The 26,261-nt window shown below is 35.3% G+C and carries 24 protein-coding genes; 3 read left to right on the top strand and 21 right to left on the bottom strand.

The genetic code is table 11. The features are described 5' to 3' along the window. Positions 1 to 5 precede the first annotated feature (5 nt). Positions 6 to 290 (bottom strand): glutamyl-tRNA amidotransferase, encoded by a 285-nt coding sequence (gene gatC, locus APF76_12315; protein KUO53585.1) that lies wholly within the window; start codon positions 288 to 290, stop codon positions 6 to 8. Between the two features lie 194 nt (positions 291 to 484). Here gatC and APF76_12310 point away from each other — a divergent pair, with 194 nt between their 5' ends. The 3 genes from APF76_12310 (at position 485) to APF76_12300 (ending at position 2,271) form a co-directional block, all read left to right on the top strand. Further along, complete coding sequence (locus tag APF76_12310) at positions 485 to 1,174, top strand: rhomboid family intramembrane serine protease (GenBank protein KUO53584.1); 690 nt, start codon at positions 485 to 487, stop codon at positions 1,172 to 1,174. A 108-nt stretch (positions 1,175 to 1,282) separates the two neighbouring features. Then, entirely contained in the window at positions 1,283 to 1,969 is a 687-nt protein-coding gene (locus tag APF76_12305) for a hypothetical protein (GenBank protein ID KUO53639.1), read from the top strand. Beyond that, positions 1,969 to 2,271, top strand: a complete 303-nt coding sequence (locus tag APF76_12300) for a branched-chain amino acid transporter (GenBank protein KUO53583.1) — start codon at positions 1,969 to 1,971, stop codon at positions 2,269 to 2,271. The genes APF76_12305 and APF76_12300 overlap by 1 nt, the downstream gene beginning before the upstream one ends. Here APF76_12300 and APF76_12295 read toward each other — a convergent pair. From APF76_12295 to APF76_12200, 20 genes are all read right to left on the bottom strand, one after another. Next, entirely contained in the window at positions 2,256 to 4,274 is a 2,019-nt protein-coding gene (locus APF76_12295) for an aromatic ring-opening dioxygenase LigA (protein KUO53582.1), read from the bottom strand. The two genes, APF76_12300 and APF76_12295, sit on opposite strands and share 16 nt — an antisense overlap. Positions 4,275 to 4,308: 34 nt before the next feature. After that, positions 4,309 to 6,471: an ATP-dependent DNA helicase PcrA gene (locus APF76_12290; protein ID KUO53581.1), complete on the bottom strand. Its 2,163-nt coding sequence runs from the start codon at positions 6,469 to 6,471 to the stop codon at positions 4,309 to 4,311. Positions 6,472 to 6,606: 135 nt separating this feature from the next. Then, on the bottom strand, positions 6,607 to 6,969 hold the full coding sequence (locus tag APF76_12285; protein KUO53580.1) for a hypothetical protein: 363 nt from the start codon (positions 6,967 to 6,969) through the stop codon (positions 6,607 to 6,609). 304 nt (positions 6,970 to 7,273) lie between these two features. Continuing rightward, entirely contained in the window at positions 7,274 to 7,624 is a 351-nt protein-coding gene (locus APF76_12280; GenBank protein KUO53579.1) for a hypothetical protein, read from the bottom strand. A 498-nt stretch (positions 7,625 to 8,122) separates the two neighbouring features. Beyond that, positions 8,123 to 8,386, bottom strand: a complete 264-nt coding sequence (locus APF76_12275; GenBank protein KUO53578.1) for a hypothetical protein — start codon at positions 8,384 to 8,386, stop codon at positions 8,123 to 8,125. A 43-nt stretch (positions 8,387 to 8,429) separates the two neighbouring features. Then, complete coding sequence (locus APF76_12270; protein KUO53577.1) at positions 8,430 to 9,011, bottom strand: hypothetical protein; 582 nt, start codon at positions 9,009 to 9,011, stop codon at positions 8,430 to 8,432. A gap of 196 nt (positions 9,012 to 9,207) precedes the next feature. Then, a complete protein-coding gene (locus APF76_12265) occupies positions 9,208 to 10,221 on the bottom strand; it encodes a hypothetical protein (GenBank protein ID KUO53576.1) in 1,014 nt (337 codons plus the stop codon). A gap of 19 nt (positions 10,222 to 10,240) precedes the next feature. After that, entirely contained in the window at positions 10,241 to 13,498 is a 3,258-nt protein-coding gene (locus APF76_12260) for a hypothetical protein (GenBank protein ID KUO53575.1), read from the bottom strand. Between the two features lie 24 nt (positions 13,499 to 13,522). Next, complete coding sequence (locus tag APF76_12255; protein ID KUO53574.1) at positions 13,523 to 14,518, bottom strand: hypothetical protein; 996 nt, start codon at positions 14,516 to 14,518, stop codon at positions 13,523 to 13,525. Continuing rightward, positions 14,496 to 15,548, bottom strand: coding sequence for a hypothetical protein (locus APF76_12250; protein KUO53573.1), 1,053 nt, complete (start codon positions 15,546 to 15,548; stop codon positions 14,496 to 14,498). Before APF76_12250 ends, APF76_12255 begins: the two co-directional genes overlap by 23 nt. 43 nt (positions 15,549 to 15,591) lie before the next feature. Further along, the gene (locus tag APF76_12245; protein ID KUO53572.1) at positions 15,592 to 16,629 is read right to left on the bottom strand and encodes a hypothetical protein; all 1,038 of its coding nucleotides are present in this window, start codon (positions 16,627 to 16,629) and stop codon (positions 15,592 to 15,594) included. Positions 16,630 to 16,670: 41 nt separating this feature from the next. Then, entirely contained in the window at positions 16,671 to 17,669 is a 999-nt protein-coding gene (locus tag APF76_12240) for a hypothetical protein (GenBank protein KUO53571.1), read from the bottom strand. A 31-nt stretch (positions 17,670 to 17,700) separates the two neighbouring features. Continuing rightward, positions 17,701 to 18,846: a hypothetical protein gene (locus APF76_12235; GenBank protein KUO53570.1), complete on the bottom strand. Its 1,146-nt coding sequence runs from the start codon at positions 18,844 to 18,846 to the stop codon at positions 17,701 to 17,703. 31 nt (positions 18,847 to 18,877) lie between these two features. Then, positions 18,878 to 19,609 (bottom strand): hypothetical protein, encoded by a 732-nt coding sequence (locus APF76_12230; protein KUO53569.1) that lies wholly within the window; start codon positions 19,607 to 19,609, stop codon positions 18,878 to 18,880. A gap of 39 nt (positions 19,610 to 19,648) precedes the next feature. Continuing rightward, positions 19,649 to 20,848 (bottom strand): hypothetical protein, encoded by a 1,200-nt coding sequence (locus APF76_12225; protein ID KUO53568.1) that lies wholly within the window; start codon positions 20,846 to 20,848, stop codon positions 19,649 to 19,651. Positions 20,849 to 20,985: 137 nt separating this feature from the next. Beyond that, a complete protein-coding gene (locus tag APF76_12220; GenBank protein KUO53567.1) occupies positions 20,986 to 21,741 on the bottom strand; it encodes a hypothetical protein in 756 nt (251 codons plus the stop codon). 12 nt (positions 21,742 to 21,753) lie between these two features. Further along, complete coding sequence (locus APF76_12215; protein KUO53566.1) at positions 21,754 to 22,857, bottom strand: transcriptional regulator; 1,104 nt, start codon at positions 22,855 to 22,857, stop codon at positions 21,754 to 21,756. Continuing rightward, on the bottom strand, positions 22,854 to 23,600 hold the full coding sequence (locus APF76_12210; GenBank protein ID KUO53565.1) for a hypothetical protein: 747 nt from the start codon (positions 23,598 to 23,600) through the stop codon (positions 22,854 to 22,856). Before APF76_12210 ends, APF76_12215 begins: the two co-directional genes overlap by 4 nt. 13 nt (positions 23,601 to 23,613) lie before the next feature. Beyond that, a complete protein-coding gene (locus tag APF76_12205) occupies positions 23,614 to 24,639 on the bottom strand; it encodes a hypothetical protein (protein ID KUO53564.1) in 1,026 nt (341 codons plus the stop codon). A 212-nt stretch (positions 24,640 to 24,851) separates the two neighbouring features. Beyond that, positions 24,852 to 26,210 (bottom strand): UDP-N-acetyl-D-glucosamine dehydrogenase, encoded by a 1,359-nt coding sequence (locus APF76_12200; GenBank protein ID KUO53563.1) that lies wholly within the window; start codon positions 26,208 to 26,210, stop codon positions 24,852 to 24,854. Positions 26,211 to 26,261: the final 51 nt, after the last annotated feature.

The raw sequence follows: 26,261 nt of genomic DNA, 5'->3' as shown, positions 1-26,261 counted from the left end.
CCTATTTAGACAATCTTAGGGACCCTAAAAAAGTTTTCTTTAGAATCAGGTGCATTTGCCAGCACTTTTTCTATTCCAAATGACGTAGTAACTTTATCTTCTCTAAAAACATTTGACATGGGAAGCACATGGGATGTAGGCTCTACCTCGGAAATATCCAACTGATTTAGTTTTTCTACCCATCCAAGTATGGAGTTTAACTGTTCTGTATAATTATCTGCTTCTGCCTTTGATAATTGAAGTCTAGCTAATAAAGCAACATGTTCAACTTCTTTTTTATTTATTCTCATTATTTCACCCCTTCTAGAGTTGTGCTATTTTTTGACAAAATATCTAATTAATTATAGCAAAACAAGCTTTATGGTGCAACTAAGGGAAACATTAAGGAGAACTTTTTGGGAATACTAGTATCATCTATAAGTAGTATAGTAAAATAGTTGCGTAACGAAGCTTTGAATCAGACAATAGAATTGGATGTGAGATTATTATACCTTTACGAGATAGCACAAAGGCTGAGAATTTTCCAATCGTTAATGTTAGTTTGATCTTAATTAACGTAGTAGTATTTTTTTATCAGTTAAGTCTCCCACAAGAGGAACTAACGCTTTTAATATACAACTTTGGAGTAATCCCACAGGTTTACACAACTAATTTTTTGCCAGCTCTTTTTCTTAATGAACCCTTGTGGGTAATACCCTTGTTTTCCTCAATGTTCCTTCATGGCAGTCCATTACATATTATCGGGAATATGCTTTATTTGTGGGTTTTTGGTGACAATATTGAAGATAAATTAGGTAAGTTAAAGTATATTTTCTTCTACCTTTCAGTAGGATTTATTGGGAATTTAGCTCATATAATCACTAATCCTACCTCTACTGTCCCTACTATAGGAGCTAGTGGTGCCATTGCAGGAGTATTGGGAGCATACTTTTTGGCCTTTCCCAAGGCAAAGGTTCTAGCCCTAGTACCTATAGGCTTTTTCATTACAATTGCTAGAGTTCCCGCACTTTTATTCTTGGTGCTTTGGTTTGTTTTACAGCTGCTAAGTGGCTTAACTGCATTTGGAGCCGGACAGATGGTTGCCTGGTGGGCACACATAGGTGGCTTTGTAGGCGGGGCTACTTTCTGGTTTATCCTGAGACCAGAATCTATGAGAAATAGTTTAAAAAACTAATAAACTACTACCTAAGGGTAGTAGTTTTGTTGTATCATAGAAGAATACTGAAGTGAGAGCGGGGAAAGAGAAATGACAGTAAAAAGTATACAGCAAAGTGAACTAGATATCTGTTCTAAACAGAGAGGACTTAAGGATGGTATTGTTGCTTCTCTGCCCATTGCAATAGGTTATATACCAATTGCAATTACCTTTGGAGTTCTTGCCCAGGCAACAGGATTGACATTATTCCAAGCTTTATCCATGTCTCTATTTGTATTCGCTGGAGCTAGTCAGTTTGTTGGTATAAACCTTATTGCCATGGGAGTTCCCTTTGCAGAAATAGTTGTTACCACTTTTATATTAAACTTTCGACACTTTCTAATGAGTTCTTCTCTAGTAACAAAATTTGCTCCCATGAAAAATGGACTACTGGCAATAGTGGGTTTTGGAATAACTGATGAAACATTTTCCTTAGCTTCACTACAGCCCGGGCAATTAAGTGGCCCTTTCCTGATAGGGCTTAATTTTACAGCTTATGCAGCATGGGTTGGAGGTACTGGTCTTGGAGTGATTCTTGCTGCAGGTATGCCCCCTGTCTTACAGTCTAGTATGGGAATTGCACTTTACGCTATGTTTATAGGTCTGCTGATTCCTAGCATGAAAAAATCCATAAAAATAGCCTCTGTTGCAATCATTGCAGGGTTAACTAACATAGTACTATACAATTATCTTTCTGTTGGATGGAGCATAATACTTGCAACTATTACAGGAGCATTTATAGGAACATTTTTCTTTAAAGGGGGAAAAAAATAATGGAAAAATATTTTCTTTTAATTATGGCCATGACACTAGTAACATATTTGCCAAGGGTATTTCCCCTATTATTTTTACATGAACTAAAGCTTTCTCCAAAAATACAGGAATTTTTGAGCAATATTCCATATGCTGTCCTTGGTGCTTTAATTGTACCTGGAGTCTTCTACTCTACAGGAAATCTTTCCTATAGCATGGTTGGTGCAGCTACCGCTGTATTAATGGCATATTTTAACCTTAACCTTTTGTTGGTAGTCCTTGGTTCTATACTATCTATTTTTCTTTTTCAAATCTGGTTGTAAAATAGCTTTGTAAACTCAGCTTCACTAATCATCTTCAGGGAGGGGGCTTTCTCTTCCTGAATTAACTGCATTGCCTTCTCGGCCTTTGATCCAGCGTCTTCACCAACAACAACATAATGCACAGCTTTACTTACAGAGCCTACAACTATTCCTCCAGCTTTTTCAATAAGTTCAGTAGCTTCACTCCTCGTATAACTATCTAATTTGCCAGTTAAAACAAATTTCTTGCCTGCCAATGCTAATTCTTCATTTGTGCCTTCAGTTACACTTTCTATAGTCTGGGGCGAAATGCCCTTATCCAAGAGGTTATCAATGCTCTGACGTATTCTTTTATCTTTAAAGAAATTAATTATACTAGCAGCTACAACATCTCCAATGTCGGGTATTTCGCTTAACTCTTCATAGCTTGCATTGATAATGCAGTCCAATCTCTTAAATCGTTCTGCTAATGCCCTGGCAGTATTTTTGCCAACATGATCAATTCCAAGAGCATAGATAAAGGATGACAGGGTGGGTGTCTTACTCTTTTCAATTGAATCTAATAGATTTTGTGCCTTCTTTTCTTTAAATCCTTCCAGCTCATAAAGTTTTTGATATTCTAGATTATACAAATCTGATATATCTCTTAAATCAAGCACATCAAATAAGAGCTCCGCGGTTTTTTTACTAAAGCCTTCAATATCCATAGCATCTCTGCTGGTAAAATGAACGATTCTAGAGACAAGCTGTGGTCTGCATGAGAGAGAATTCTCACAAAAAAGATTTGGTCCCTTTTCAATTAATATACTTCCACATGCTGGGCATTGGCTCGGTTTCACTATGGGTATTTCGTGTTCACTTTCACCTTCTTCTACACGCCCCATAATTTCAGGAATAACATCATTTGACCTACGAAGCCATACTCTAGAACCAATGGCAACTCTTTTTCTTAAAATATCTTCCCAGTTATTAAGGGTAGCCCTTTGTACAGTTACACCACCAATATCAATTGGCTCAAGTAAAGCAATAGGGGTTACCTTTCCAGTTCTGCCAACATTCCAGATAATTTCGTTTAAAATAGTAGTAACTTCTTCGGCCACAAATTTATATGCTAAAGCCCAACGTGGAAATTTACCTGTGCTTCCCAGTTGGTCTCTTAGTTCTAGTTGATTTACTTTTATAACTATCCCATCAATTAAAAAGTCAAGGGTATTCCTATTTCTTTCAAGTTGTGATAAATAATCAATAACCTCTTCCATATTACTGCATTTTTTTATATATGGGCTGACAGGTATCCTGTTATCCTTTAGAAACTCTAAAGTTTCCATATGGGTAGAAAAACTAATACCTTCATAATAACCAATATTGTAAAAGAAGGCACTTAAATTCCTCTTGGCAGTTACCTTTGGATTAAGGTTCCTTAAAGCACCTGCAGCTGCATTTCTAGCATTTTTTAAAGGCTCTTCTGCCGTCTCGTTATATTTTTCCAAGACAGAAAAGCGCATGAGTCCTTCTCCTTGGACTTCGCATTTGCCTTTAAAATCTATTGTTAAAGGAATTGACTTTATTGTTTTTACTTGCTCCAAAATAACTTCTCCAACCTCACCATTGCCCCTGGTTGCTGCCTGCATAAGAATGCCATTATCATAAGTTAGGCTAATAGTTAAACCATCAAATTTTAATTCAACTACATACTCTACTTCTATTTCATTACCAAGTAGTTTCTTAATCCTTGTTTCCCAACTGAGTAAATCTTCTTTGGCTTTTGCTTTATCTAAACTTAGCAGAGGGGTAAGGTGCTTATGATTAGTGAAACTTGACAACACATCTCCACCAACTCTTTGGGTGGGAGAATCTAGTAATAATATGCCGGTTCTTTTTTCTAATAAATCAAGCTTGTCATAAAGCAGATCATACTCTTTGTCACTAACCAATGGAGCATCTAAAGTATAATAGTAATAGTTGTATTCATTTAATTTATGAATTAACTCTTTCATTTCTTCCAATTCTTTGTTTTCTTCCATTACCTGCACCACCTCGATATTTTGGCAATGTATTTTACTTCTTTCTGGGTAAAACTGTAAGAGGGGCAAAGCTAATATCCAGGGTTTTAATACCCTGTTCGGGAAAAGCCACCTTAATCACAGTATCTCCAGCTTTAACTCCTACAACTACACCTTCACCCCATTTTTTATGGGAAACTTTATCGCCTAGAATGAAATCATTTCTTGGTTTTTCTTTTGCAGGTCTGCTTGTAAATAAATTACTTGCTGGTACCTCTTCTTTTTTTACTGGGTTATCAAGGTATTCCTCAGGAATCTCATCTAAAAAACGTGAAGGTAATTTAGAATGAGTTTCACCATACATGAACCTTCTCTTTGCAAAGGATAAGTGCAGCTTTTCTTCTGCCCTAGTCATGCCAACATAGCATAGCCTTCGTTCTTCCTCCATTTCATGATCACTTTCTAGTGAACGAAAATGAGGAAAAGTTCCTTCCTCCATACCCAGGATAAAAACTACTGGATACTCTAGGCCCTTTGCAGTATGAAGGGTCATAAGTACTAAGTTGTCTGCCTCATCAACATAGTTATCAAAATCTGAAACTAGTGACACTTCTGCTAGAAATTCCTCCAGGGATCCATTAGGATTATTTTTTTCATAATTTGCAGTTACATTCAGAAATTCTCTTAAATTATCACGTCTGGTTTCTGATTCCACAGTATCCTCTATTATAAGAGCTTCTAGATAGCCTGTCTCATTTAAGATTTGGGAAGTAATTTCCGTTACAGAGGAGGTCTTCAATTCCTCATGAAACTGTTCCATTAGTTCTTTAAAACCTTGTAATTTTTTTATAGCCCTAGCTGAAAGACCAGGTATTTCTTCAATAAAGGGCAGCACATCATATGTCGATATTCTTCTATCGAGTGCCTCTCCTTCAACCCTTGCCCAACTCGTTGAACCTATACCCCTTTTGGGAACATTTATAATACGTGCTAGCCCTATATCATCATCCTTATTTACAAGAATTTTGAGATAGGCTAAAATATCCTTTATCTCTTTTCTGTCATAGAATTTAGTTCCACCAAATATCTGATAGCTAATATTATTTTTAACTAGTTCTTCTTCTATTGCCCTTGATTGGGCATGAGCTCTATACAAAACAGCCATATCTCCATAGAGGATATTACTAGATGACTTTAAAGTAACTATTTCTGACACAACCTTTGCAGCTTCATCTTGTTCATCCTCTGCATGTATCAGATAAACCTTATCCCCTATGGGTTTATCGGTCCATAGATTCTTTTCTTTACGTCCAAAATTATTTTTAATAACCGCATTTGCGGCATTTAAAATACAGGCAGTAGACCGATAATTTTGTTCCAATTTTACAACCTTTGCCTCTGAGTAATCCCTTTCAAAACTCAAAATATTCTTTATGTCTGCCCCACGCCAGCGATATATGGATTGGTCTGGGTCTCCTACTACACAAAGATTTCTGTGTTTCTTCGCCAGAAGATTTACAAGTATGTACTGAGCATGGTTTGTGTCCTGGTACTCATCAACTAAAATATATGAAAATTTGTTTTGGTAGAACTCTAAAACTTCTTCATTAAATTGAAGTAGCTCTACTGTCTTCATTAAAAGATCATCAAAATCAAAGGCGTTGTTTGCCATCATTTTTTCTTCGAATAATGTGTAAACCCTAGATACAACCTCGGTATAATACTCGTCTGCTTCTCTCGAAAACTTCTGGGCATTTTTTAATTCATTTTTAGCATTACTAATTGTGCCTGCTATTGCCTTAGGAGGAAACTGCTTAGGATCTATATCTAGACTCTTTAAGCATTGCTTTATCAATGTTTCCTTATCTGCTGTATCATAAATAACAAAATTACTATTGAAGCCAATTTCCTTGGCATGTCTTCGTAAAATACGCACACAAGCTGAATGGAAGGTGCTAACCCACATCTCATTTGCAGTAGGTCCAATAAGATTTGCTAATCTTTCCTTCATTTCACTTGCAGCCTTGTTTGTAAATGTAATAGCTAGTATCTGCCAGGATGGGGTCTTTTCTACTTCCAGTAGATAGGCAATCCTATGAGTAAGAACTCTTGTCTTTCCCGAACCGGCACCGGCTATAATCAAAAGTGGTCCTCTAGTATTAGTTACAGCTTCATGTTGAGCTTCATTTAATCCGTCGAGAATTGTAGTATTATTCAAAAAAAATCCCCCCTTCTTCGGAGGTATTATAACATATTATGACTATTTAAGAATAGTAGCGTTCAACGAACTGATACAAAAATATAGTAGAGGAGTACAACGATTATGTTAAACCTTATAATATAGATACTGCTGTTAGCGTATTTTCGCACCAAATGGTATGAGTCCAAGTTTAGCAAATTTAAAATGCTGTAATCCAAATGGTATGCCTATAATTGTTATAGAGAAAATTGCACCTATTACAAGATGAGTTATGGCGACCTCCCATCCCAAAAAGATAAGCCAGATAATATTTAAAAGTAATCCTCCTGCTCCGAAATGGCCAAGTTCTATTTCCTTCCCAAATGGCCATAATACAAATTTTGCAATCTTAAAACATTGAATACCAAATGGTATACCAATAACTGTCACACACAAAATCAGGCCAGCTATAGACCATAAGATAGCGGCAATAATACCGCCAAATAATATCCAGATAATATTACCAATAAAATTCATCGTCTTCCTCCTTATGCCAAGTTAAATGCTTTGCTTTGCATCCATATACTTCTTTAAGATGAGATTAAAACATATTCCAAAGTTCTATCTTTTTCAATAATCTTAGCACCATATTTTTGGAACTTCTCTTTTACAACTTCCTTAGCCTTTTGATTTAATTCCCTGTGGATTCATAATATTACTAATTTATTTTATCGGATTACTGGACTCGTTTGCCTGAAGTTTCAAGATTATTGTCGATTCAACAAAAAAAACACCGATTCTTTTATGTTTTATGGAATCAGTATTTTTTCGTTATTAATTATTATTTCCGCAAAATCTTATCCATCGCTTTTCCCTTTGCTAACTCATCGATCAGCTTATCCAAATAGCGAATTTCCTGCATAGTTGGTTCTTCGATGTCTTCCACTCGGACACCGCAGACCACACCTTTGATCAAAGCCCGCGAAGGATTCAGTTGGGGAGCTTCCGCAAAGAAGGTCTCAAAGTCTGTTTGTTTTTCCAGTTGCGCTTCTAACTCTTCCTGGCTATATCCTGTCAACCAACGGATGATTTCATCGACTTCTGTTTTCGTCCGTCCTTTTTTCTCCGCCTTCGTAACATAATGGGGATAGACACTTGCGACACTCATTGTATAGAGATGATGTTTGGTCATGATACATCCTCGCTTATATGGTTTTCTTTATTATATCACGAAAAATAGTCGGGTCCAAAACGAGGGTTACCTTTATTTTTTATTATTCATATTAAGAGTTTTTAATCCATATTTTTTATATAAAATAATGACGAGCTCCTTTATATTCACTTCACAGTCTAGTGTGATTAATTAAAAATATTTATCAAATAAAGTTTCACATATCATTTCAACATGAATTCTTTCAAAGAAAACAGCCATCATGACTGTATTCTAATTCTAATCGCTTACTCATTAATTTACCGTACTGTTTATTGAATGAAATCCAGTATTTTTTCATCAATGCAAGCAAATAATATAGGCTTTGGAATTATAACTTGAGTTTATGATATTTTCTTGATATTCCAAGGCCAACTCCAGACCCTGTATTACCAATCTTCGGTTGATACGCTGCTTATTAAAATAACTATCTTTCAATTTTGGTTCCTAAAAAGGCATCGGCTATTGATGAAATTGACTTTAATCCAAAATAAGATAAATTCTATAGACTACAGTATAAATAAATATAAAGAATAAAGAAGCTACATAGATATTTATTATTTGGCCTAAATAGTAAGGATTTTTTGAGTAGCTTAAGTCAATGGGTTTGGGCAATGATAATAAAAATTCTCTTACAATTAACAATATTATAAATGAAAATATAACAATTTGACCCATTTCTAATACCATTGGTAAATCGGATAATATAGTTTCTATTGTCGTAAAGTTAACAATTGTACTCATGTACAATACACTCCTCATATGCATTGAGTTATAGCATCTTTCCCTAGTAAAGTAAAGCCGGACAAATGACGTATAAAGTAACAGTCATTAAGCCGTGAGCTAGAGATATCCCAATGATATTTTTTTGCCAGATTAATATTTTTGTAAACAGTATTGCTACCAAAAAAACAAATATAACATTCACTAAAGAGCCATGAGCAATATGCATCACTGAATAAATACAGCTTACATATAATAAGGCTTTATTTCCTACTACTTCCACTGATGCCCGAAACAATATCCCTCGAAATATGAACTCTTCTAGAAACCCGGTGCAGATTATAAGTACTAAAACAGTAAACCATAGTTCATTTGCAACCAAGTTTAAATCACTATACACAGGTTTTAAGATTTGATAATGAATTACCCCCAAAGGAATACCAATCGTTCCTATAATTAATTGGGCTTGGAAATTACTGAAAGAATACCCCATCTCACGAAAGCTGATTCCCATTAGGCTCTTTATTAAAAACGCTGCAACAAGTAATGGTACGCTTATAATAGGATACCATAGGATAAAAGTAATCTCCGCCAAGGGTAATGAAATACTGGATATTCTTATTAGCGGAGCAAGTGCTAAAGCCATGTATAACCAAGGTTTGCTTTTATCAGATATAAAATAACATGGTACTAAAAGGGCACCAAGTAATAATATATGAAATAATATACCCAGTTTTTGGCTCCAATAAGTAAATACGAGTTCGTTTATGGCAATGATAGCGCAAAATAAATAATATAAGATAGGGCATCTCCCCTTTGTACTTCATAATAAGGATTTTGTGTTAGTGTTGGACAGTAATCAATTCCCCTTTCACTTTAACTGGTAGAACAATTTCCTGTCCAGGATGTATTTTATTAGGGTTTTCAATTTGAGGATTTATCAAAAATAACTCATTTAAATCTATGTCAAATTTATCAGCTATTAAGTTTAATGAATCCCCACTTTGCACTTTATATATTAGATTAGATAGTTGTTTTAGTTCCGGTTGGCTAATATTAACCCACAGCCGAAGCTTTCGGTAAGGCATTTCATTGGAATTATTCTCTTTTAAAAGCATTAATTCTAATTTGACATTTTCACCAGGTTTATCTGCTTTAAATGCTACAACGTTCTCCCATTTTTCTCTATGTTCTAATACAATAGGAGATACTGTCTTAACTAATTGACTGTCCATCCTTACTTCTATTTGATAGATAACCCGCTGATGTTCATTATTTATGACACCAACAATAAGCTCTTCGTATTTTCCAACTTCTAACTTTTGGGGATAATCAGCAGCAATTCCTTGCTGACCAATAATATAAAATTCCGTAAATCTGTCCACGGCTTTTGGTGATGCCAGTATATAAACAAATGTAACTACCATAAGAAGTAAGCACGCTACTACTGCAGACTGTTTTAACCATTGAAAATTAAAATCAAAATTTAACATGAACCGGTCCGCATCAGAAAGCTTCTTCCTCCTGTACCAAGCCAGCAGAGCCATTATCATAATGAAAATTATTATGGAAGCAAATACCGGAAAAAGAATAATTCCCCAAGGAGTATAGTTTAGAAATAACCCTATGACAGGTACAACTACAATACTTAAGCCAAAACTTAAGGCTAATCTATAAAGTCCTTCTAAATCAGAAGCACAAGGAAAAAGAGCAACTGATAATGAATAACCCGGAAGTAACAATACAAATGGCAATCCTAAACCTAAAAGGATTATGCTAAAATCAGTAAATGTTATTATTAAAATCAAGGAATATATAAAAATTAATGGAAATTCATTTTTTACTTTTATTCTCACTTAGCGTACTCCTTAATATTTAATACTTTAAACCCACCACAGCACCTGAATCATAAATTATATTTAGGGAATCTAATGTATCCCAGACAGGTAGATAATGGTAATAGTAATCTATGTGCGATGTAAAAGAGGGATCTAGTTGAAAATCCCCATTGGAAGAGCTAAACAGCCTTAAAGGTCTCGTGGCTAACTCTTCTTTTCTAATGACCAAGATATCACTATTGTCATTAGTAAGTATCCGGCTTCCTTCATTATCTATTTCAAGTATATGACTCTTATGAGCGTAACTGGAGTTTTCTAAATACCGAACAGCTGCAAAATCAGACATGATATAACCTTCAACTACTTCTGCTAAATGATTTAAGGAAATTATTTCTTTTTCTTTGAGGTAAAAGGTATAAAAAGGCCTTTTGACCACTGGGTTATCCGAGGCAGTAAAGTCGTTAGAGACAGATAAAAAGGCCATGATCAAGAATATAAAAACTACACAAACTCTAAAATGCTTTCTAAGCTTGTAAAATAAAATATAAAATCCTGATGCACCAGCTAGAGAAATAAAGAAATACGAGTATTCGCCAAATCTAAACAAGTTTAGATTTCTCGCAAATTTGTTAATAAGTAAAGCAGGTCCAGGAAAAGTAACAAATACTAAAACCAAAGCCAGTATGAAAAACAGTTTGTTTGCATTTTTAATTCTTTCTGACATAACAGCCCATAAAACTCCACATATAAGGAAAAATAATAGTGGACTATATTGAAGATAGTTAAACAGTTCATTTAGCGGGGTGTTAACGATAGACTTGGTTAAGACCCCACTAGGACCACTAGAATAAAAATTTTTAACAATGGCATTAAAGACTTTTTCTCCATAATACATCCAATATGTAATTGTAACGAAAAAAACAGTTATTAAATAATTAAAGCTAATAATATAGTCTTCCTTATCTACTTGATAAATTTTTTGAAAGACATATATTAACAAAAATATTAACCATATAAATGGCATTGAAGCAGGATGGTACATTACTGTTGCAATAGTTACTACGATTAATAATAATGATTTTACTGAATTCTTTTTATGTAGCAATAAAAGCATCAGAAGGACCACGATACAAGCCACAACACTCCTTGGGATAGAATACATACCACAAAAAATTACATCTGGATTAAAACACATAAATAAAGCTGATAAAAATGCTATTTTTGTATTGTTTGTTATTTTATCTGCTGCTAAATAGACCATGATTGGTAACATACTATAGATTAGACCATTAGTTATAAACATTACTTTATAGGGAGCTAGCGTAACATTACAAAGCTTATAAATAATGGTACATAAAATGTGCCATAACGGAAAAGCTTGATAAAAATTGAAAATTTCTGTGACTTGTCCTTGGTTTATTAGATTTTGTATAAGCCAGGAATGCACCAATGTGTCTGTTCTACCAATGAAGTAGTAGTACTTTAAGTTAACACCCCAGATAATATTTAATAATAAACCTGAGATTTGCATTAATATTACGACTTTTTGCTTATTATCTAAATTATCAAAAAATACTATTTGACATAGTATTAAAAAGCCCATAATTGTTACTATAATGTAATAGACCAATGTCCTGACAGCAAAAGCATGCAAAACGTATACTGAGAGGCAATAACATAGTAAAAATAATATTGCAAAGCAATACATGATGTTCTTATCTAGACTAAAACCACTTTCCTGTTTTTCTTTTATTTTTAACCAGACTATAGGCGCACATATCATTGGTATACCTAGATAAACTCCTAAAAGAGACAAATTGTATTTCCCAAGGAACAATGGAAATGATATTCCCCCAATGGCCAGGCAGATAAGTAGGTATGCAATTATTCTCCCGGTTAACCTGAATCTATTATCTTCACCAAAGAAATGGGGCACCTTGGTTTTACCTCCTTGAAAAATGAAAGCACCTACAGTACTTAATAATATTCTGAAGGCAGATATAGTATGCATATAGACTGTTTTATACTGATATTTAAATCTATTTAGTAGCCACCGACTATCAATCTTTATTGTTTTATCCCGGTAAATTATTAACATTATTACTAGAAGTAACAGGGCATAACTAATAATCCAAGCCATACCAACTCCTATTAACTTGAAATTAATAATAAATAAATAACTAAACCCTACTATCAGAAGAAAACGAATTAGGTTTATTATCACGTTATTATGTACCTTCATCCTAACATTCTGAACCGTCATAAAAATCAAATGTAGTGCAGCAAAAAAACTTGATAATACAATTAACCTTAATAGATTCATGGCATCCATATACTCTTTGTTGATAAATCCCAGCATACCTTTACCGAATAAACAAAATGCTGTTACTAGTGGGATTAAGTAAACAAATACAGCTAAAATGACTTTTGGTATATTCTCTTTCAATGGTTTATCATTACTACCTTCAACAAATAATGAGGTGCTTAAAGCACTTGGTACAATAATGGTTATATTGCCGAGCATAAATGCCATATAAAACTTGGCTGCTTGATCTTCACCTAATAAATGTAAAACCATGATAGGTAAAACTAATGCTGGTGCTTCATATAAAATATTGGAGAAGTAGTTTCCTGCAGAAAATTTATAGGATTCATTAACAAAACTTCTGTCAATGTCCAATAAGTTTATTTGAGTTTCTTTATCTAATATCCATAAGGCAAAAACAGAGGAGAGAAAATAGCTTATACCAAGGGCTAAAAAAATCCCAAAGCAATTAAAAATGACTAAGGGAAATAATAATATAATTCTCAGAGATAAAATAAAGTTTTGAATAAAAAACAAGTGGGCTTTTCTTAAGGCACAAAACATATTTCCTGTTATTAAAGTGATCGAATTAGCTAATACAACAATAATGAATAGGATGGTATAGTCTAAGTTTAACATGGGCTCTAAAACAAATATTTTTTCAATCAATTTATATAAAAAACTAATAGTTAGTGCTGCCGTTGTAGTAATAAATAAACTTGTATTAAACACCTTAGCTTTATCGTATTTATTAATAAAACGAATCAAAGAAAAGTCAAAGCCAAATCTTGATGAAAGCATAATAAGACCTAATATAGATATCAATGCAGTTCCTAGTCCAACATCTTTAGTAGGGTAAAGCTTTCCTGCTATGATCCAGAAAAAAAAGCCAGAGGTCAAATTCAGAACTCTGCTTAAAACTAGAAACATCGAATTTCTATATAGAGAACCATTTAATAATTTTTTGAGTTTAATAGGTATGTTTAGCATTATATTTCCTCTTAAGTAAATACATTATATTTTCTTAAAAAAATTAAGATATATACCTTCGGCAGCTTTTCCAATGATATCGTTTTTATATAGTTCAAGACAAGTTTCCAACTTGGGATTAAATTTAGATCTATACTGACAAAGTTTTTGTTTGTTTGCACCGCTTATTTCAAACTTACTGAATCCAAGCTCTTTAGCTTCTTCAATAAACTTCCAAATCATATACTCATTCACATATTTATATTTTTTATCTTTCGCCTTCACTAATCCTATCCAACCCAGATACCATTTATATTTATGATTTAAAGTGCCTCCGATAATTTTATTATTATCGTATAAGCAGTATAGCCCTAAATTATCCGGGTAGGTATTTATTAGCTCTTTTAGATAATCTGGATTTATTAAATAATTCATGCCCTGTTCATTATACCTATCTTTTAGCAAATCTGTTAAAACAGAAGTATCTTCACTTATCTTCACCTTACATTTCAAATCCTCACCTTTGCGAATATTCTGCCTACAATTACTATTAAAATTTGCCCATATATCCTTAAGTTCCTGATTAAGATCAATCTTGTAAGTATAGCTAATATTCACCCCAAAATTAAGCCATTTAAAGTGTCTAACATCCATAAGTCCAGGAACTAAGAAAGCTGAAAAGTAATTTGGTGCCAATTTTTTCATTTCATCACTAATTTCTGCTGCTAGAAGATTTAGTATTGTTTCTTTTGCAGTCTGTTTTAAACAATCATATTCTCTACTTAGAACATAACCTAGGTAGGGAACACCTGATTGCGGGGGAGGAGAGAATAAGAATTTTAAACCAAGCACTTTTTTGTAAAACATTGGAAAAATACATGCTAACTGCTCACCCTTATAAATAGAATAAGGTAGAAGCTTATAATTAGTATATTTTTCTATTAGTTTAAGAAAATCCCATTTATGATATAGTAATCCGTATGGACTCTGATCAACAAACTGATCCCACTGAATTTTATCAACCATGAGTTTGATAACCATTGTTTTGCCACCACCTCCAAATCTCCTCTGCAGAAGTCATCCAGGCATTCTTTTGGCTACCATACTGTAGGATTTTTTCATATAATAATTTCCATTCGTTTCTAAAAGGGCAGCTAAAAACATTGTTATGCCATAAAACAGTTAGAAATCCTTGATATTTTTCAACGGTATCGATGAGATTTTTTGTAATATCCCAGGCTCTATCGAATGAACTAGCAATATCAAATAAAGTACCATCCATGAGATGTAAAGGTATTTGGTAAATATCCATCAACTTTCCAGTAGAGATATTATAGGGTCTAAATGCGTGACACATTCCATTCCTGAAGCCAACCATATTAGTATATCCATATGTTGTATCATACTTAAAGCCGCATCTTTCAAGTATAGACCAGGTGTCAGGAACCTTGAGCCTTAAATAATGGTTCCTATAGCCAATAACTTCTTTGCCTACTACCTTTTCTAATCTATGCTTTTCAAATCTGATTGCTTCAATATCGTTAAACGAAAAATATCCGCCATGTAGTCCAATCTCCCAGCCATTTTCAGCGATACTTGATAGTTCTTCAGTAATATCTTCAATATTATATCTGAACCTTCTTGGGTCCTTGGCTGTTGTTATAAAATAAAAGCTTGATTTAGCTTTATATTTCCTTTCTATATCAATTATTTCTTTAAAATTTATATAGGGGCTGAATTGTTTACCTTCGGTTTTCCAAAATAAGTGTTTCTTAATACTACTCCAATCAAGTTTTTTGAGACTATAAAGGCAAACCAACACCTTGTGGGTTAAAGGGGGATAGATATCATCTACATCATGGGTCAAGCATATTGCAAATTTCTTCCCCTCTGGATAGCTGAAGTTATACCCATGCTTTAGTAAATGCTCGGATACCTTCGGTATTAAAACATCTCGGCTCTTAGTACCTTCATACCGGGAAATGGTTGTCATGTAATCCCCTTTATTAATAAATTGGTCCCAAAGATTTGGGTCTTGTTTGATTAGAGCAACCAACTGGAAATCCTTCATTAAAACCCACCACCGTTTTGTTACAAGAAGATTAAAAAACTTGTTATGGTTTAATAATTTTCATTTCATTAAAACTATCTGGATAATTTTCTACAAACCAGACCATAAATGTTGTTACATCAATTTTATCTCTTAATAGATGCTGTTTTTTCTTTTTCCACTCTGATTTAAGGCCATCTTTTTTTACCAGTTCAACAGCTTTTTCTAAAGCTTGGTCAGGATTTCGATAATTATAGATTAATTGATATTTATCTTCTAGTTCTTTGAAGTTTCCCATGTCATCCTCACCTACAAAAGAATTACATCTTACTGCAGGAGTTCCCAAGATAGAAGCTTCCGTTGTCATAGTCTGGGAATCACTAACCAAGAGCTTAACATTAGAAAGCAAATCGTGAATTTGGTCCGGTTTGATATTTATCCTATATTGTTCTAAATCTTCCGGCATCGAGGATTCTGATGAAATATAAACTTTCGAATACTTTTCAAGCTCTTTAACCAGTTTTCGTTTAAAATCCAGGTCAAAACCACTACGCCCAAAATCATGAAACGCCGTCCAAGAAACAAACCGTAGTAAAGTAATTCGTTCTTCTGTGATAATGGATTGCTTCGGTGTAAACCAATGGGGATGTAAGTAAGCAAGCTCTTTAAAACCGGGTACTTTTATTATTTTTTCTCCTAATAACTTAAATCCAGAAAAGCCACATACAGTTTTGACAAACCAGTGATAATAGGGGTAGGAGTATTCATCATCATCAAAAATAATACAGGGTTTTCCTATTAACCAGGAAACATGTGCTGCACGAATTGAGCCGAAACCTATGAACAAATCAGGATTTAATTCTTTTACTGCTTTGTACATCTTAAAGTTCAAAATTGGTATCTTTACAACTTTCTTGAACAAGGTATTACCGTAGTAGCTTAAGTCCATAAAATCAAAACCATAGGTATCTAATAGTTTTATGGTGACATCCTTTGCTGCTGCGGTAATAAATACTCTGTGAGCCCTCTTCTCCATTTCAGAAATGAAATTTTTAAAAAAGTGCACATGTGATGGATGACCTATGTCAACTATTATCATCAAAACCCTCATCTCCAAAAAAGTTTTACATAAACAATAATATTTTAATTAATGAGCTTGCTACAAATTAGAGAGGGGATACCTCCTCTACTCCAGGCATATCTTAATGCAGTAAAGGTCGAATGGAGAAAACAATTCCCTCGTGTTATTTCCATATAAGACGCCTGCACACCCCCAAACCCCCTAAAAACTGGTTCAATATTGCTATGCATTGAACCTTCAAAGTCAAAACTTTGTGATACTGTAGAAGCGAATTTAATGGCTTCCCATAATGCTAGATAATGTGCATCGCTAGCACGTAAATCTGGATCAGCACCACCCATTAAATAATAGGAAACCCTATTATCATAAACAATATAAACTGCCGCATGGAGTTTATATTCAGAGTCTATCGCAAAAAATATTTTCCGTGCATTATTCTTTTGACAGGCTGCGTCTATTGCTTTTACATATTCTTTTGAATAGGGAACTACAAGCCCTTGTCTTTTATACGACATTTCATTAATCTTAAGAAACTCCTCTAGAGCTACATTTGTAACTACTTTAATGCCCTGCCGAAGAGCTTTTCTAATTTTCCTTTTCGTATTAGATCTAATATTTTCCCATACTAAATCTAGGTTCGATAAATTGTCTATTAAATAAGTATACCTTGTTGTTTGTTTAAAATTAGCCCAGTATAAAGGAAGCCAGTTTGTAAATTCTCTGTGAAAGCGCTGATAAAAATAGGAATGTTTTGGCAAGATATCAATAAGTTTGGTTATTAATCTTATCTCTTCGGATAAACTTTCAGAATATTTACTTTTAGAACTTGGCGCGAACATAATTCCTAGGATTGGAGTAAGCTGCGGCTCTAGTATCATGCTTATTTTCATTATTTTTCTTTGAACAAGGGGCCATGCTGCTAGAATATTATCCTTTTCCTTTATATAAACTATCTTATACTTATCTGGTGCTACCGCATCTAACCACCAGGATTTATGAAATAAACTACCCTGCGGACTAGCATCTACAAAATTATCATAAAGTTTCATATCATCTAGCATAAACCAGCCCCCTTCGGAACAATTTAGCCAGTTAGGCATATTCAATTAAAATTTTAATAATCCGCTTTGCCGCAGATCCATCTCCATATACTTTATGATTTATATTTCTAGGAGTTCCAAAAGGGAAGCATTTTTTCAACTGGGATGCCCCTATACCAATTAGGTGATTCCATCCTGATTCAAGAGTTTCCGTCCACTCAGTTTCATCTCGGCATGTTAAACAAGGAACCCCCAATAGGTAAGCTTCTTTCTGAACCCCTCCCGAATCAGTAAATACAAACTTAGCATTTTTCTGGAGCGAAATCATATCTTTATATCCTACCGGATTAATAGTTTGAATGTTTACTGTGCGACTAATATCTTTAATTAGATCAAACTCTTCTAACCGATTTTTGGTCCGTGGATGAAGAGTCCATATTACCCTATACTCCAAGAAAGAGAGAACCCTTATGATATTTTCGAGATGTTCTTTATAATCAGTATTTTCAGCACGATGGATAGTTGCTAGGATATATTCTCCTTTTTCAATTTTATACTCATGTAGTATTTTGATGCTATTCTTATCAATAATATGGTCAGTTTTTCTTAAAAGGTCATACATAACATCTCCAACATTTATTGTTACTGGCTGATCTGACACTGTATGCAATTTGACTATTGATTTTATGTCAATTAATTCACCATTATCAATAATATTCGTAAACCCTTCCTTGTCGAGATTATCTACTGCCTGCTTTGTAGGACACAGTAATAATCTCGACATGTGGTCTGTAAGCCTCCGATTTATTTCTTCAGGCACATTAAAGTTATAGCTTCTTAAACCTGCTTCTATATGGACTACCGGGATACGCAATTTTACCGCTGCTAGGGCTCCTGCCAGTGTAGAATTTGTATCTCCATAAACTAAAACCCAGTGAGGTTTTTCTTTCATAAGAATCACCTCAATAGCCTGAAGCATCCTCCCGGTTTGCGTACCATGGCTTCCCGAACCTACCCCTAGATGATAATCTGGCTCGGGAATATTCAATTCCTTAAAGAAAATATCAGACATTCTCATATCATAGTGCTGCCCAGTATGTACTAATATGTTTTTAATGTTCTTTGCCCGCAATTCTAAAGATACAGGGGCTACCTTAATAAACTGCGGTCTTGCACCAACTATGGTTATAACTTTCATTTTTCCTTAGCCCCCTAGGTGATTAGTAACTTTAGCCTTGTGAAATGTACTTTTTTTTAATACGCCAGATAAAGTTTCTAAGTAGTAATACCGAAACTTTCCCGATGAAACTGCCGTACTTTATTTTAGATTTTTCGTTACCATATCGAGCAGGTATTTGCACATCCATAACTCTTAATCCTAAAACATTTAACTTTACTAAAATATCATTACAGTATCCATACCTTGGGTAAATATCATCTAAATCTAATTTAAGCAAGCTTTCCCGTGACATTACCGTATAACCATTTTGCGGGTCCTGCAGATTCCTGAAGCCTGAGGAAATACGAGTAAGTCTTGTCAGTAAGAAGTTACCAAATTTTCTCCAATTACTCATTCCTACTGTTAAATGGGCCTTGGACAGTCTATCTCCTTTACAATAATCAGCTTTACCTTCCACTAGGGGACCAAGGAGCTTAGGTAGTTCCATTGGGTCCATCTGATTGTCACCAGCCATTACAGCAATTAGATCCAGATTATCAATTAGGGCCTGTTTATAACCTGTTACTATTGCAGCGCCTACACCTTTATTTGTAGAATGTCTTATTAAAATTACCTTGGGATCAATATAATTTTGGACAGTTTCCACAGTATTATCAAAGGAACAATCGTCCACTATATAAATCATATCTACATAGGCAGGCATTGTTTCAATAACTCTACCAATAAGTAATTCTTCGTTATATGCAGGGACTACCACCCCAATTGTTTTGCCTTTATACATTTTCTGTCTCTCCTCTTATCCCCTTATAAACTGCTTTTATTATATTTTGTCATAACCAGCAACTTTCATAGCCACCTTAAAGAACCGTTTATTCCAGGGTTTAAAACTTAAAAGCTTATGTGACAACTTAGAAGGATAATCGATGTCCCCGTGCTTTAAAATAATGTTTTTTACAATTGGTTGCCTTGAAAACTTTATAATAAAATCCATATCTTCATCGGTCATATCCATAAAACTTTCTCGGTGTTTCATCCCACATACTATTTCATCCTTCATTTCCTTTTCCCAAAAGACCTGATAAAGTGATAGCCTTTCCTCAGAAAGATCACCCTCAAGTAACGCCTTTATTGCTACTTTGGCGCATAACAATGCTCCTCGCAGACCTAAATAAATACCACCACCTGAGATAGGCTTGTTCTGACATGCCGCATCCCCTACCAACATAGCATGCTGCGTATAAATTTTAGACATTAGACCTAGAGGGACTGAGCCACCTGTATACCTTAAAACCTTAAAACCACTAAAATATTGGGGGTATTGATTTACCATTTGTTTGAAATAGTATTGGGGAGAACAATTTTGCCTTTTTATTGCATAGCCTGATCCCACCCGGCATGTATTTTTATCTAAGGGGATAACCCAACCAAACCATCCAGGAGCCAAAGATCGACCCAAGAAAATATCTATACGACTGGTATCAGGACAGTAGAGTTTTACATCGGCAGCATACATTACTGCTCTAGGGTTAGTATTCTTCAGTGCCAGCCACTTTGCTACTTTAGAAAAGCTACCATCAGCACCTACAATAAGTCGAGTATCCATTGTCATTTCAGTATTATTTAGAAGTACCGATACCCTATAACCTTCTGCTATCCTCTGAAGTCCATAAACCTTAGCACCAGTAAGCAGATTTGCTCCAGCCTTTTCTGCCTTAACAGCTAAACATCTATCGAACGCAGCCCGGTCAATTGCACAGGCATAATTTGAGCTGCTGCTTATACATAGTTTGCTACCAAGGGGTGAAAAGACCCTTAAATCTGTTAGGCTATTTATTATTATGTTTTCAGTAATCCCAACTAACTCCATGACCCTTGGTGAAATTAACCCTGCACATTGTACTGGCTGGCCTACGTTTTCGTGTTCTTCTAAAATAGCAACCTTAAATCCTAATTCAGCAATCAGCTTTGCGGTAAAACAACCGGAAGGGCCGCCACCAACTATAATTACATCCCAATCCATCTTTATTTTGACCCCTTTCGGCGAAAACTTAACCTTATTTATCTTATGACTATTCATGTAGATTGACCCGAGTAATAATTATTAATTTTTCGAACTCTCGGAAACTAAAATATTAAAATGGTTTTTTATGGTTTTGCCTAAATTTTATTATTTAGATTCCTCAGTACCCTCTTGCAGAAATTATAAAAATTGTCCCTGACCAGCGCCCTGTGCCATGCCCAAAATCCCGGGCTCCACCGCTCAGGGTGGCAGTTAATGTATAAGCTTTCTTGTAGATTTTTATTCAAGTAGTCAATTAGCTCTGCAGTTTTTTTTAATCCTGGGTTGCGATTTTCCGTGCCGAATTTATCCTTAACATTGTTTTGGCCCTTCCAGTTCCTCCCCGTATCAGTTAAATATATAGGGATATCTGTGCAAGAGAGATACGCTTCCCCAAGTAAATCAAATTTTTTGTAGTCATGATATTTCCATAAATCTCTACCATCCCAATTGGTAAGCGGATTGCCATGCATACAAATTGTTTTCACCGAGGAGTATTTTCGAAAATCAGCTAACTCTTGTTCAAAAATATTTAAGGCCTTCTCGTAATCACCTTTGGCTTTGTCCAGGACCTCATAGTGATAGCCAATCTCATGTCCCAGCTTATTTATTGCATATATAATTTTACTATTTGGTGGATACCGGAAATAGTAAGTGGAATTAATTCCATATGAATGCTCAAGCTCTGCCATAGCTAGTGCATTCATATGCTCACGGTCTACATCGTGACGTAGAATGATAATGGGGTTATTTGTACCTTTGGAAATATATTGTTCAACTGTTACAACATTATGGACCTTTAAAGCTTTACAAATCTCCTCATACATATCAAGTGAATAATCCTTTTGTTTCACTTTACACCCTCACTAGACATTTTTTAGAATTTCGGACAACTGCTCTACTACAAAGGTAAACTGTTCGTCATTCATTTCAGGAAAAAGTGGTATTGCAAAAGTCTCCCGTGAAACAGCTTCAACTACTGGCATAAAATCTTTAGTAAAACATCCTTGATAGGCAGTCTGCTGGTGCAGAGGCACAGGATAATAAATACCGCAACCAATACCCCTTTCTTTCAGAGATTTTGTAATCTTCTCTCTTTCCTTATGTCTTATAATGTAAAGATGATATATGTGATCAGCTTCTTTCACAGCTTGTGGAAGCTTAATGTCTAATTCACTTAGAAAATCATTGTAACGTTGTGCCCCTTTTTTTCTTGCCTCATTCCAAACATCTAAATACTTTAGCTTTACCCTCAGTATTGCAGCCTGCAGTTCATCCAGTCTGCTATTGTAACCAATAACCTCGTTAAAGTATTTCGTCCGGCTGCCGTGTGCTCTTAGTATTTTCACCCTATCAGCAAACTCCTCATCACTAGTTGTAATCATTCCACCATCCCCGTACCCCCCTAAATTCTTTGTGGGGAAAAAGCTGAAACAGCCTGCGTTTCCCCAAGAACCAGCTTTACGACCTTTATAGGATGCACCAATAGCTTGACAGGCATCTTCTATTACTATAAGATCATTGCAATTTGCGATATCCATAATTTTATCCATTAAAGCAAGCTGTCCAAAGAGGTGTACAGGTAAAATGGCCTTTGTGGATTTAGTTATTTTATTTTTAATTTTTTCAACATCAATGTTATAGCAATCTTCATCAATATCTACAAATACTGGCTTTGCCCCCACACGGGAAATGGCCTCGGCTGTTGCAAAAAAACTGTACGGGCTTGTTATTACTTCATCTCCAGGCCCAATGCCGTAGGCATCCAAGCACAATACCAGAGCATCGGTTCCATTAGCTACACCAATTGCAAACTTAGTTCCACAGTATTCAGCTATTTCTCTTTCAAAATCTGTAACATTAGGTCCTAGAATATACTGCCCGCTTGCCAATACATCTTCGATGGCCTTATCTATTTCCTCCTTTATTGATAGATATTGTGCTTTTAAATTAATTAAAGGTATATTCAATTTCCTTCCCCCTCTAACAATTCATGAACTGGTACAGCTCTAAACTCACGGGCAGGCAAGCCCTTATAAACCTTCTCGGGCAAGGTATCCTTTGTTACGACTGCACCTGCAGCAATAAAGCTCTCCTCAGCAATCTTAATCCCGGGAAGTACTATCGATCCCCCTCCTACCCTAGCACCATTTCGAATATCTGCGCCTTTAATAAACTTAAATCGTTCCTGAGTACGGCCCATGAAATTATCATTGAGGGTCGTAACCATAGGTGCAATAAAACAGCTTTCCCCTATGGTGGTATATGCGGTAATATAAGAACCACTCTGGATTTTTGTCTTTTGACCTATTTCAACCACATTCTCTACTATCGAACCAGTACCTATTATTACGTAATCACCTATTGTACATTTTTCACGAACTACTGCCCTATCACCAATAAGACAGTAGGAACCTGTAATAGAACCGGCATAAATAACAGCACCGGCACCAACGATAGTCCCAAGTCCTATTTGAGTTGGCATTAGAGTATTTGTTATTCTTATAGTGCTGGTCTTTGCAGGTCTTGGCTGACGTCCGATTACGGCATTTGATTCGATAGTAACATTCTCAGCTATTGTTGTCCCCTGATAAATGGTTACCCCATTCAATATGGTTACATTGGAGCCAATTGTTACGTTATCACTAATTACTGAAAAATAGCCTATACTCACATTTTCCCCTATCTTTGCACTAGAACTAATGTATTGCATTATCATTACCTCTCTAAAAATTAGTTATTTTAATTGGCTGTTTGCTTTCTATGGATTGATAAACTGCCTTTATAAGATATAGTGTATTGAGCGCTTCCTTACCGGAAACCAACGGTTCTTGGTTTACACTAATTGCTTCCGTAAAATCTCGTATAACCTCTCTATGCCCAAAGGCACTCAACTCAGCCTGGCTATTTAGGGTTTCTATCTGCTCTTTTCTTTGCTCTTCCGATAAACATGAAAATTTCCACTCCAGTACTCTTGACAAGGATTTGCCGCCTAATACCGCTGTCCCTTGGGTTCCAAAGATAGCAAGACTTTCCTCCAGGTTTTCCGGATATAGAGTTATAGCTGCTTCTAATACACCTAGTGCTCCACTTGAAAGCTTTAAAACAGAAACACATACATCCTCATATTCAATTTCGTGAAGCCTTTTTGCACCATAGGCAAATATCTCCTTAACGGGCCCTACTAACCAGTTAAATAAATCAATATTATGAATAGCCTGATTGAAAAGAATACCGCCGTCAAGCTCCCGCGTTCCCCTCCAAGATGCGTCCTGAAAGTACCGGTTGCTCCTATTCCACCTAAGTACTGCACTAGCATGGGTAACTTTACCGAACCAACCCTCATCTATAGCATTATTTAGCACTTTAACTACTGATTTGAAACGGTTGGGATGAACTACACCAAGCTTAAGACCCTTTACCCGGCAGAGATCAACTAATTCCTCTCCTTCAGCAATATCTAATACAAAGGGCTTCTCTACTAATACATGTTTGCCAGCAAGAACCGCCTGTTTTCCAATTGAACCATGAAGTCCGCTAGGTGTACAGATAATTACAGCATCAATCCTAGCATCGGCAAGAAAATCACTATACCTTTCATAGGGGATTACCTCGTATTTTTCTATAAATGGGTCAGTACGCGTAATATCATTGTCACATACTGCCACTAACCGGGCATCTTCAATTTCTTGTATTCCAAGGGCATGTTTATTAGAAATGTGTCCGCAGCCGACAATACCATAGTTTACCATTACCATCACTCCAAGCTCAGATTATCGGTTAATTTTTTCATACAGCATTTTACCGGAATATAAATCTACCTTCCAAACGGTTAAACATTTTCCTGAGCATCTTCAGTTAGGATTTAGTTCCACTTCCAACAACTACAGATTTCCCCCGCTGAATTCCTATGTTTACTATCTCGTCTGATAGAGCACTTATTATTCTCTTATAACCACCTTATCTAGATAAGAATGATCTTTTCGCGGTCATTCAGCACGGCTTTTGTTGCATTCCTAGTATCTATTACAACTTTAGCTTGAGCCACTATTTCTCCATAGTTAATAATGGAATGATCTGTAACTATAAGTATGCAGTCACTTTTTTTAATCTCGTTGTCCGTCAGACTTACCCATTTAACATCTAAAAGTAAACTATCATCTCCTTCTATATATCTTATATATGGGTCATAAAATACGACCTGGGCACCGAAATCTGTTAATTGCTTAATTATTCTAATAGCAGGAGACTCACGGTAATCATCTACGTCTTTTTTATAGGCCACTCCCAAAATAAGTATCCTCGCTCCATTCAAAGACATACCCTTGCTATTTAGTACCTGGATAACCTTACTGACAACGTAATGAGAAACTAGAATATTAATTTCACCCGCTAACTCTATAAAGCGGGTTGAGAAATCATATTGACGAGCTTTCCAGCTTAAGTAAAATGGGTCTATGGGGATACAGTGCCCTCCTACACCGGGGCCAGGGTAGAAGACCTGAATACCAAAAGGTTTAGTGCTGGCGGCATCAATAATCTCCCAAATATTTATTTTCATTTTGTCACAAAGCATCATCAGTTCATTAACAAGTGCAATATTTACTGCCCGATAAGTGTTTTCAAAAACCTTTGTCATCTCAGCCACAGTAGGTGATGAAACAGGCACCACATTGGTAATTGTCTGAACATAGAAAAAACAGCCAACTTCCTGACATAGTGGTGTTACTCCACCTACCACTTTAGATGTATTTTTTGTAGTATACCTCTGGTTACCAGGGTCAACCCTTTCCGGTGAATAAACTAAAAAAAAGTCCTTCCCTACTTTTAATCCAGTTGATTCCAAAAGCGGCAGTACTATTTCCTCAGTTGTACCTGGATAGGTAGTGCTTTCAAGGATAACCATTTGCCCAGGTCTTAACCATTGTATTAATTCTTTTATAACATTTTTTACGTATGAAATATCAGGATCCCGATTTATATTTAGGGGAGTAGGTACACAAATAACTAATATATCCTGTTCGGATACTTCCGAGAAATTGCAAGTAGCCTTTATAGTTCCCCTATTTACAAGCTGTTTTAGTTCCTCATCATTTACATCATTAATATAGTTCAATCCTTGGTTTATTTTATCTACTCTACTTCCATTTTGATCAATACCAAGCACAGTAAAGCCAACTTTCCCTTTTTCAACTGCTAAGGGAAGACCAACATAACCAAGGCCAATAATACATACCTTTGCAGTTCTATTTGAAATTCTATTTTTGAAGCACTCTACCAGGGTGTTTCCTTGATATGGATATTTATGTTCGATATCTTTCATAATCTTTTAACCTCTTTTACTTTAAGAAATTATTTATGCTATCCCAACATC

This window comes from Desulfitibacter sp. BRH_c19 (assembly GCA_001515945.1).
Taxonomy (GTDB): domain Bacteria; phylum Bacillota; class DSM-16504; order Desulfitibacterales; family Desulfitibacteraceae; genus Desulfitibacter.
This window is presented reverse-complemented; position numbering and strand designations above follow the sequence as displayed.

What these genes read in the sequence shown, in the direction of transcription:
- gatC (KUO53585.1), bottom strand. Translation starts at nt 290, where the DNA reads ATGAGAATAAATAAAAAAGAAGTTGAACATGTTGCTTTATTAGCTAGA.
- APF76_12300 (KUO53583.1), top strand. Translation starts at nt 1,969, where the DNA reads ATGGAAAAATATTTTCTTTTAATTATGGCCATGACACTAGTAACATAT.
- APF76_12295 (KUO53582.1), bottom strand. Translation starts at nt 4,274, where the DNA reads ATGGAAGAAAACAAAGAATTGGAAGAAATGAAAGAGTTAATTCATAAA.
- APF76_12285 (KUO53580.1), bottom strand. Translation starts at nt 6,969, where the DNA reads ATGAATTTTATTGGTAATATTATCTGGATATTATTTGGCGGTATTATT.
- APF76_12280 (KUO53579.1), bottom strand. Translation starts at nt 7,624, where the DNA reads ATGACCAAACATCATCTCTATACAATGAGTGTCGCAAGTGTCTATCCC.
- APF76_12275 (KUO53578.1), bottom strand. Translation starts at nt 8,386, where the DNA reads ATGAGTACAATTGTTAACTTTACGACAATAGAAACTATATTATCCGAT.
- APF76_12270 (KUO53577.1), bottom strand. Translation starts at nt 9,011, where the DNA reads ATGGCTTTAGCACTTGCTCCGCTAATAAGAATATCCAGTATTTCATTA.
- APF76_12260 (KUO53575.1), bottom strand. Translation starts at nt 13,498, where the DNA reads ATGCTAAACATACCTATTAAACTCAAAAAATTATTAAATGGTTCTCTA.
- APF76_12255 (KUO53574.1), bottom strand. Translation starts at nt 14,518, where the DNA reads ATGGTTATCAAACTCATGGTTGATAAAATTCAGTGGGATCAGTTTGTT.
- APF76_12250 (KUO53573.1), bottom strand. Translation starts at nt 15,548, where the DNA reads ATGAAGGATTTCCAGTTGGTTGCTCTAATCAAACAAGACCCAAATCTT.
- APF76_12240 (KUO53571.1), bottom strand. Translation starts at nt 17,669, where the DNA reads ATGCTAGATGATATGAAACTTTATGATAATTTTGTAGATGCTAGTCCG.
- APF76_12235 (KUO53570.1), bottom strand. Translation starts at nt 18,846, where the DNA reads ATGAAAGTTATAACCATAGTTGGTGCAAGACCGCAGTTTATTAAGGTA.
- APF76_12230 (KUO53569.1), bottom strand. Translation starts at nt 19,609, where the DNA reads ATGTATAAAGGCAAAACAATTGGGGTGGTAGTCCCTGCATATAACGAA.
- APF76_12225 (KUO53568.1), bottom strand. Translation starts at nt 20,848, where the DNA reads ATGGATTGGGATGTAATTATAGTTGGTGGCGGCCCTTCCGGTTGTTTT.
- APF76_12210 (KUO53565.1), bottom strand. Translation starts at nt 23,600, where the DNA reads ATGCAATACATTAGTTCTAGTGCAAAGATAGGGGAAAATGTGAGTATA.
- APF76_12205 (KUO53564.1), bottom strand. Translation starts at nt 24,639, where the DNA reads ATGGTAAACTATGGTATTGTCGGCTGCGGACACATTTCTAATAAACAT.
- APF76_12200 (KUO53563.1), bottom strand. Translation starts at nt 26,210, where the DNA reads ATGAAAGATATCGAACATAAATATCCATATCAAGGAAACACCCTGGTA.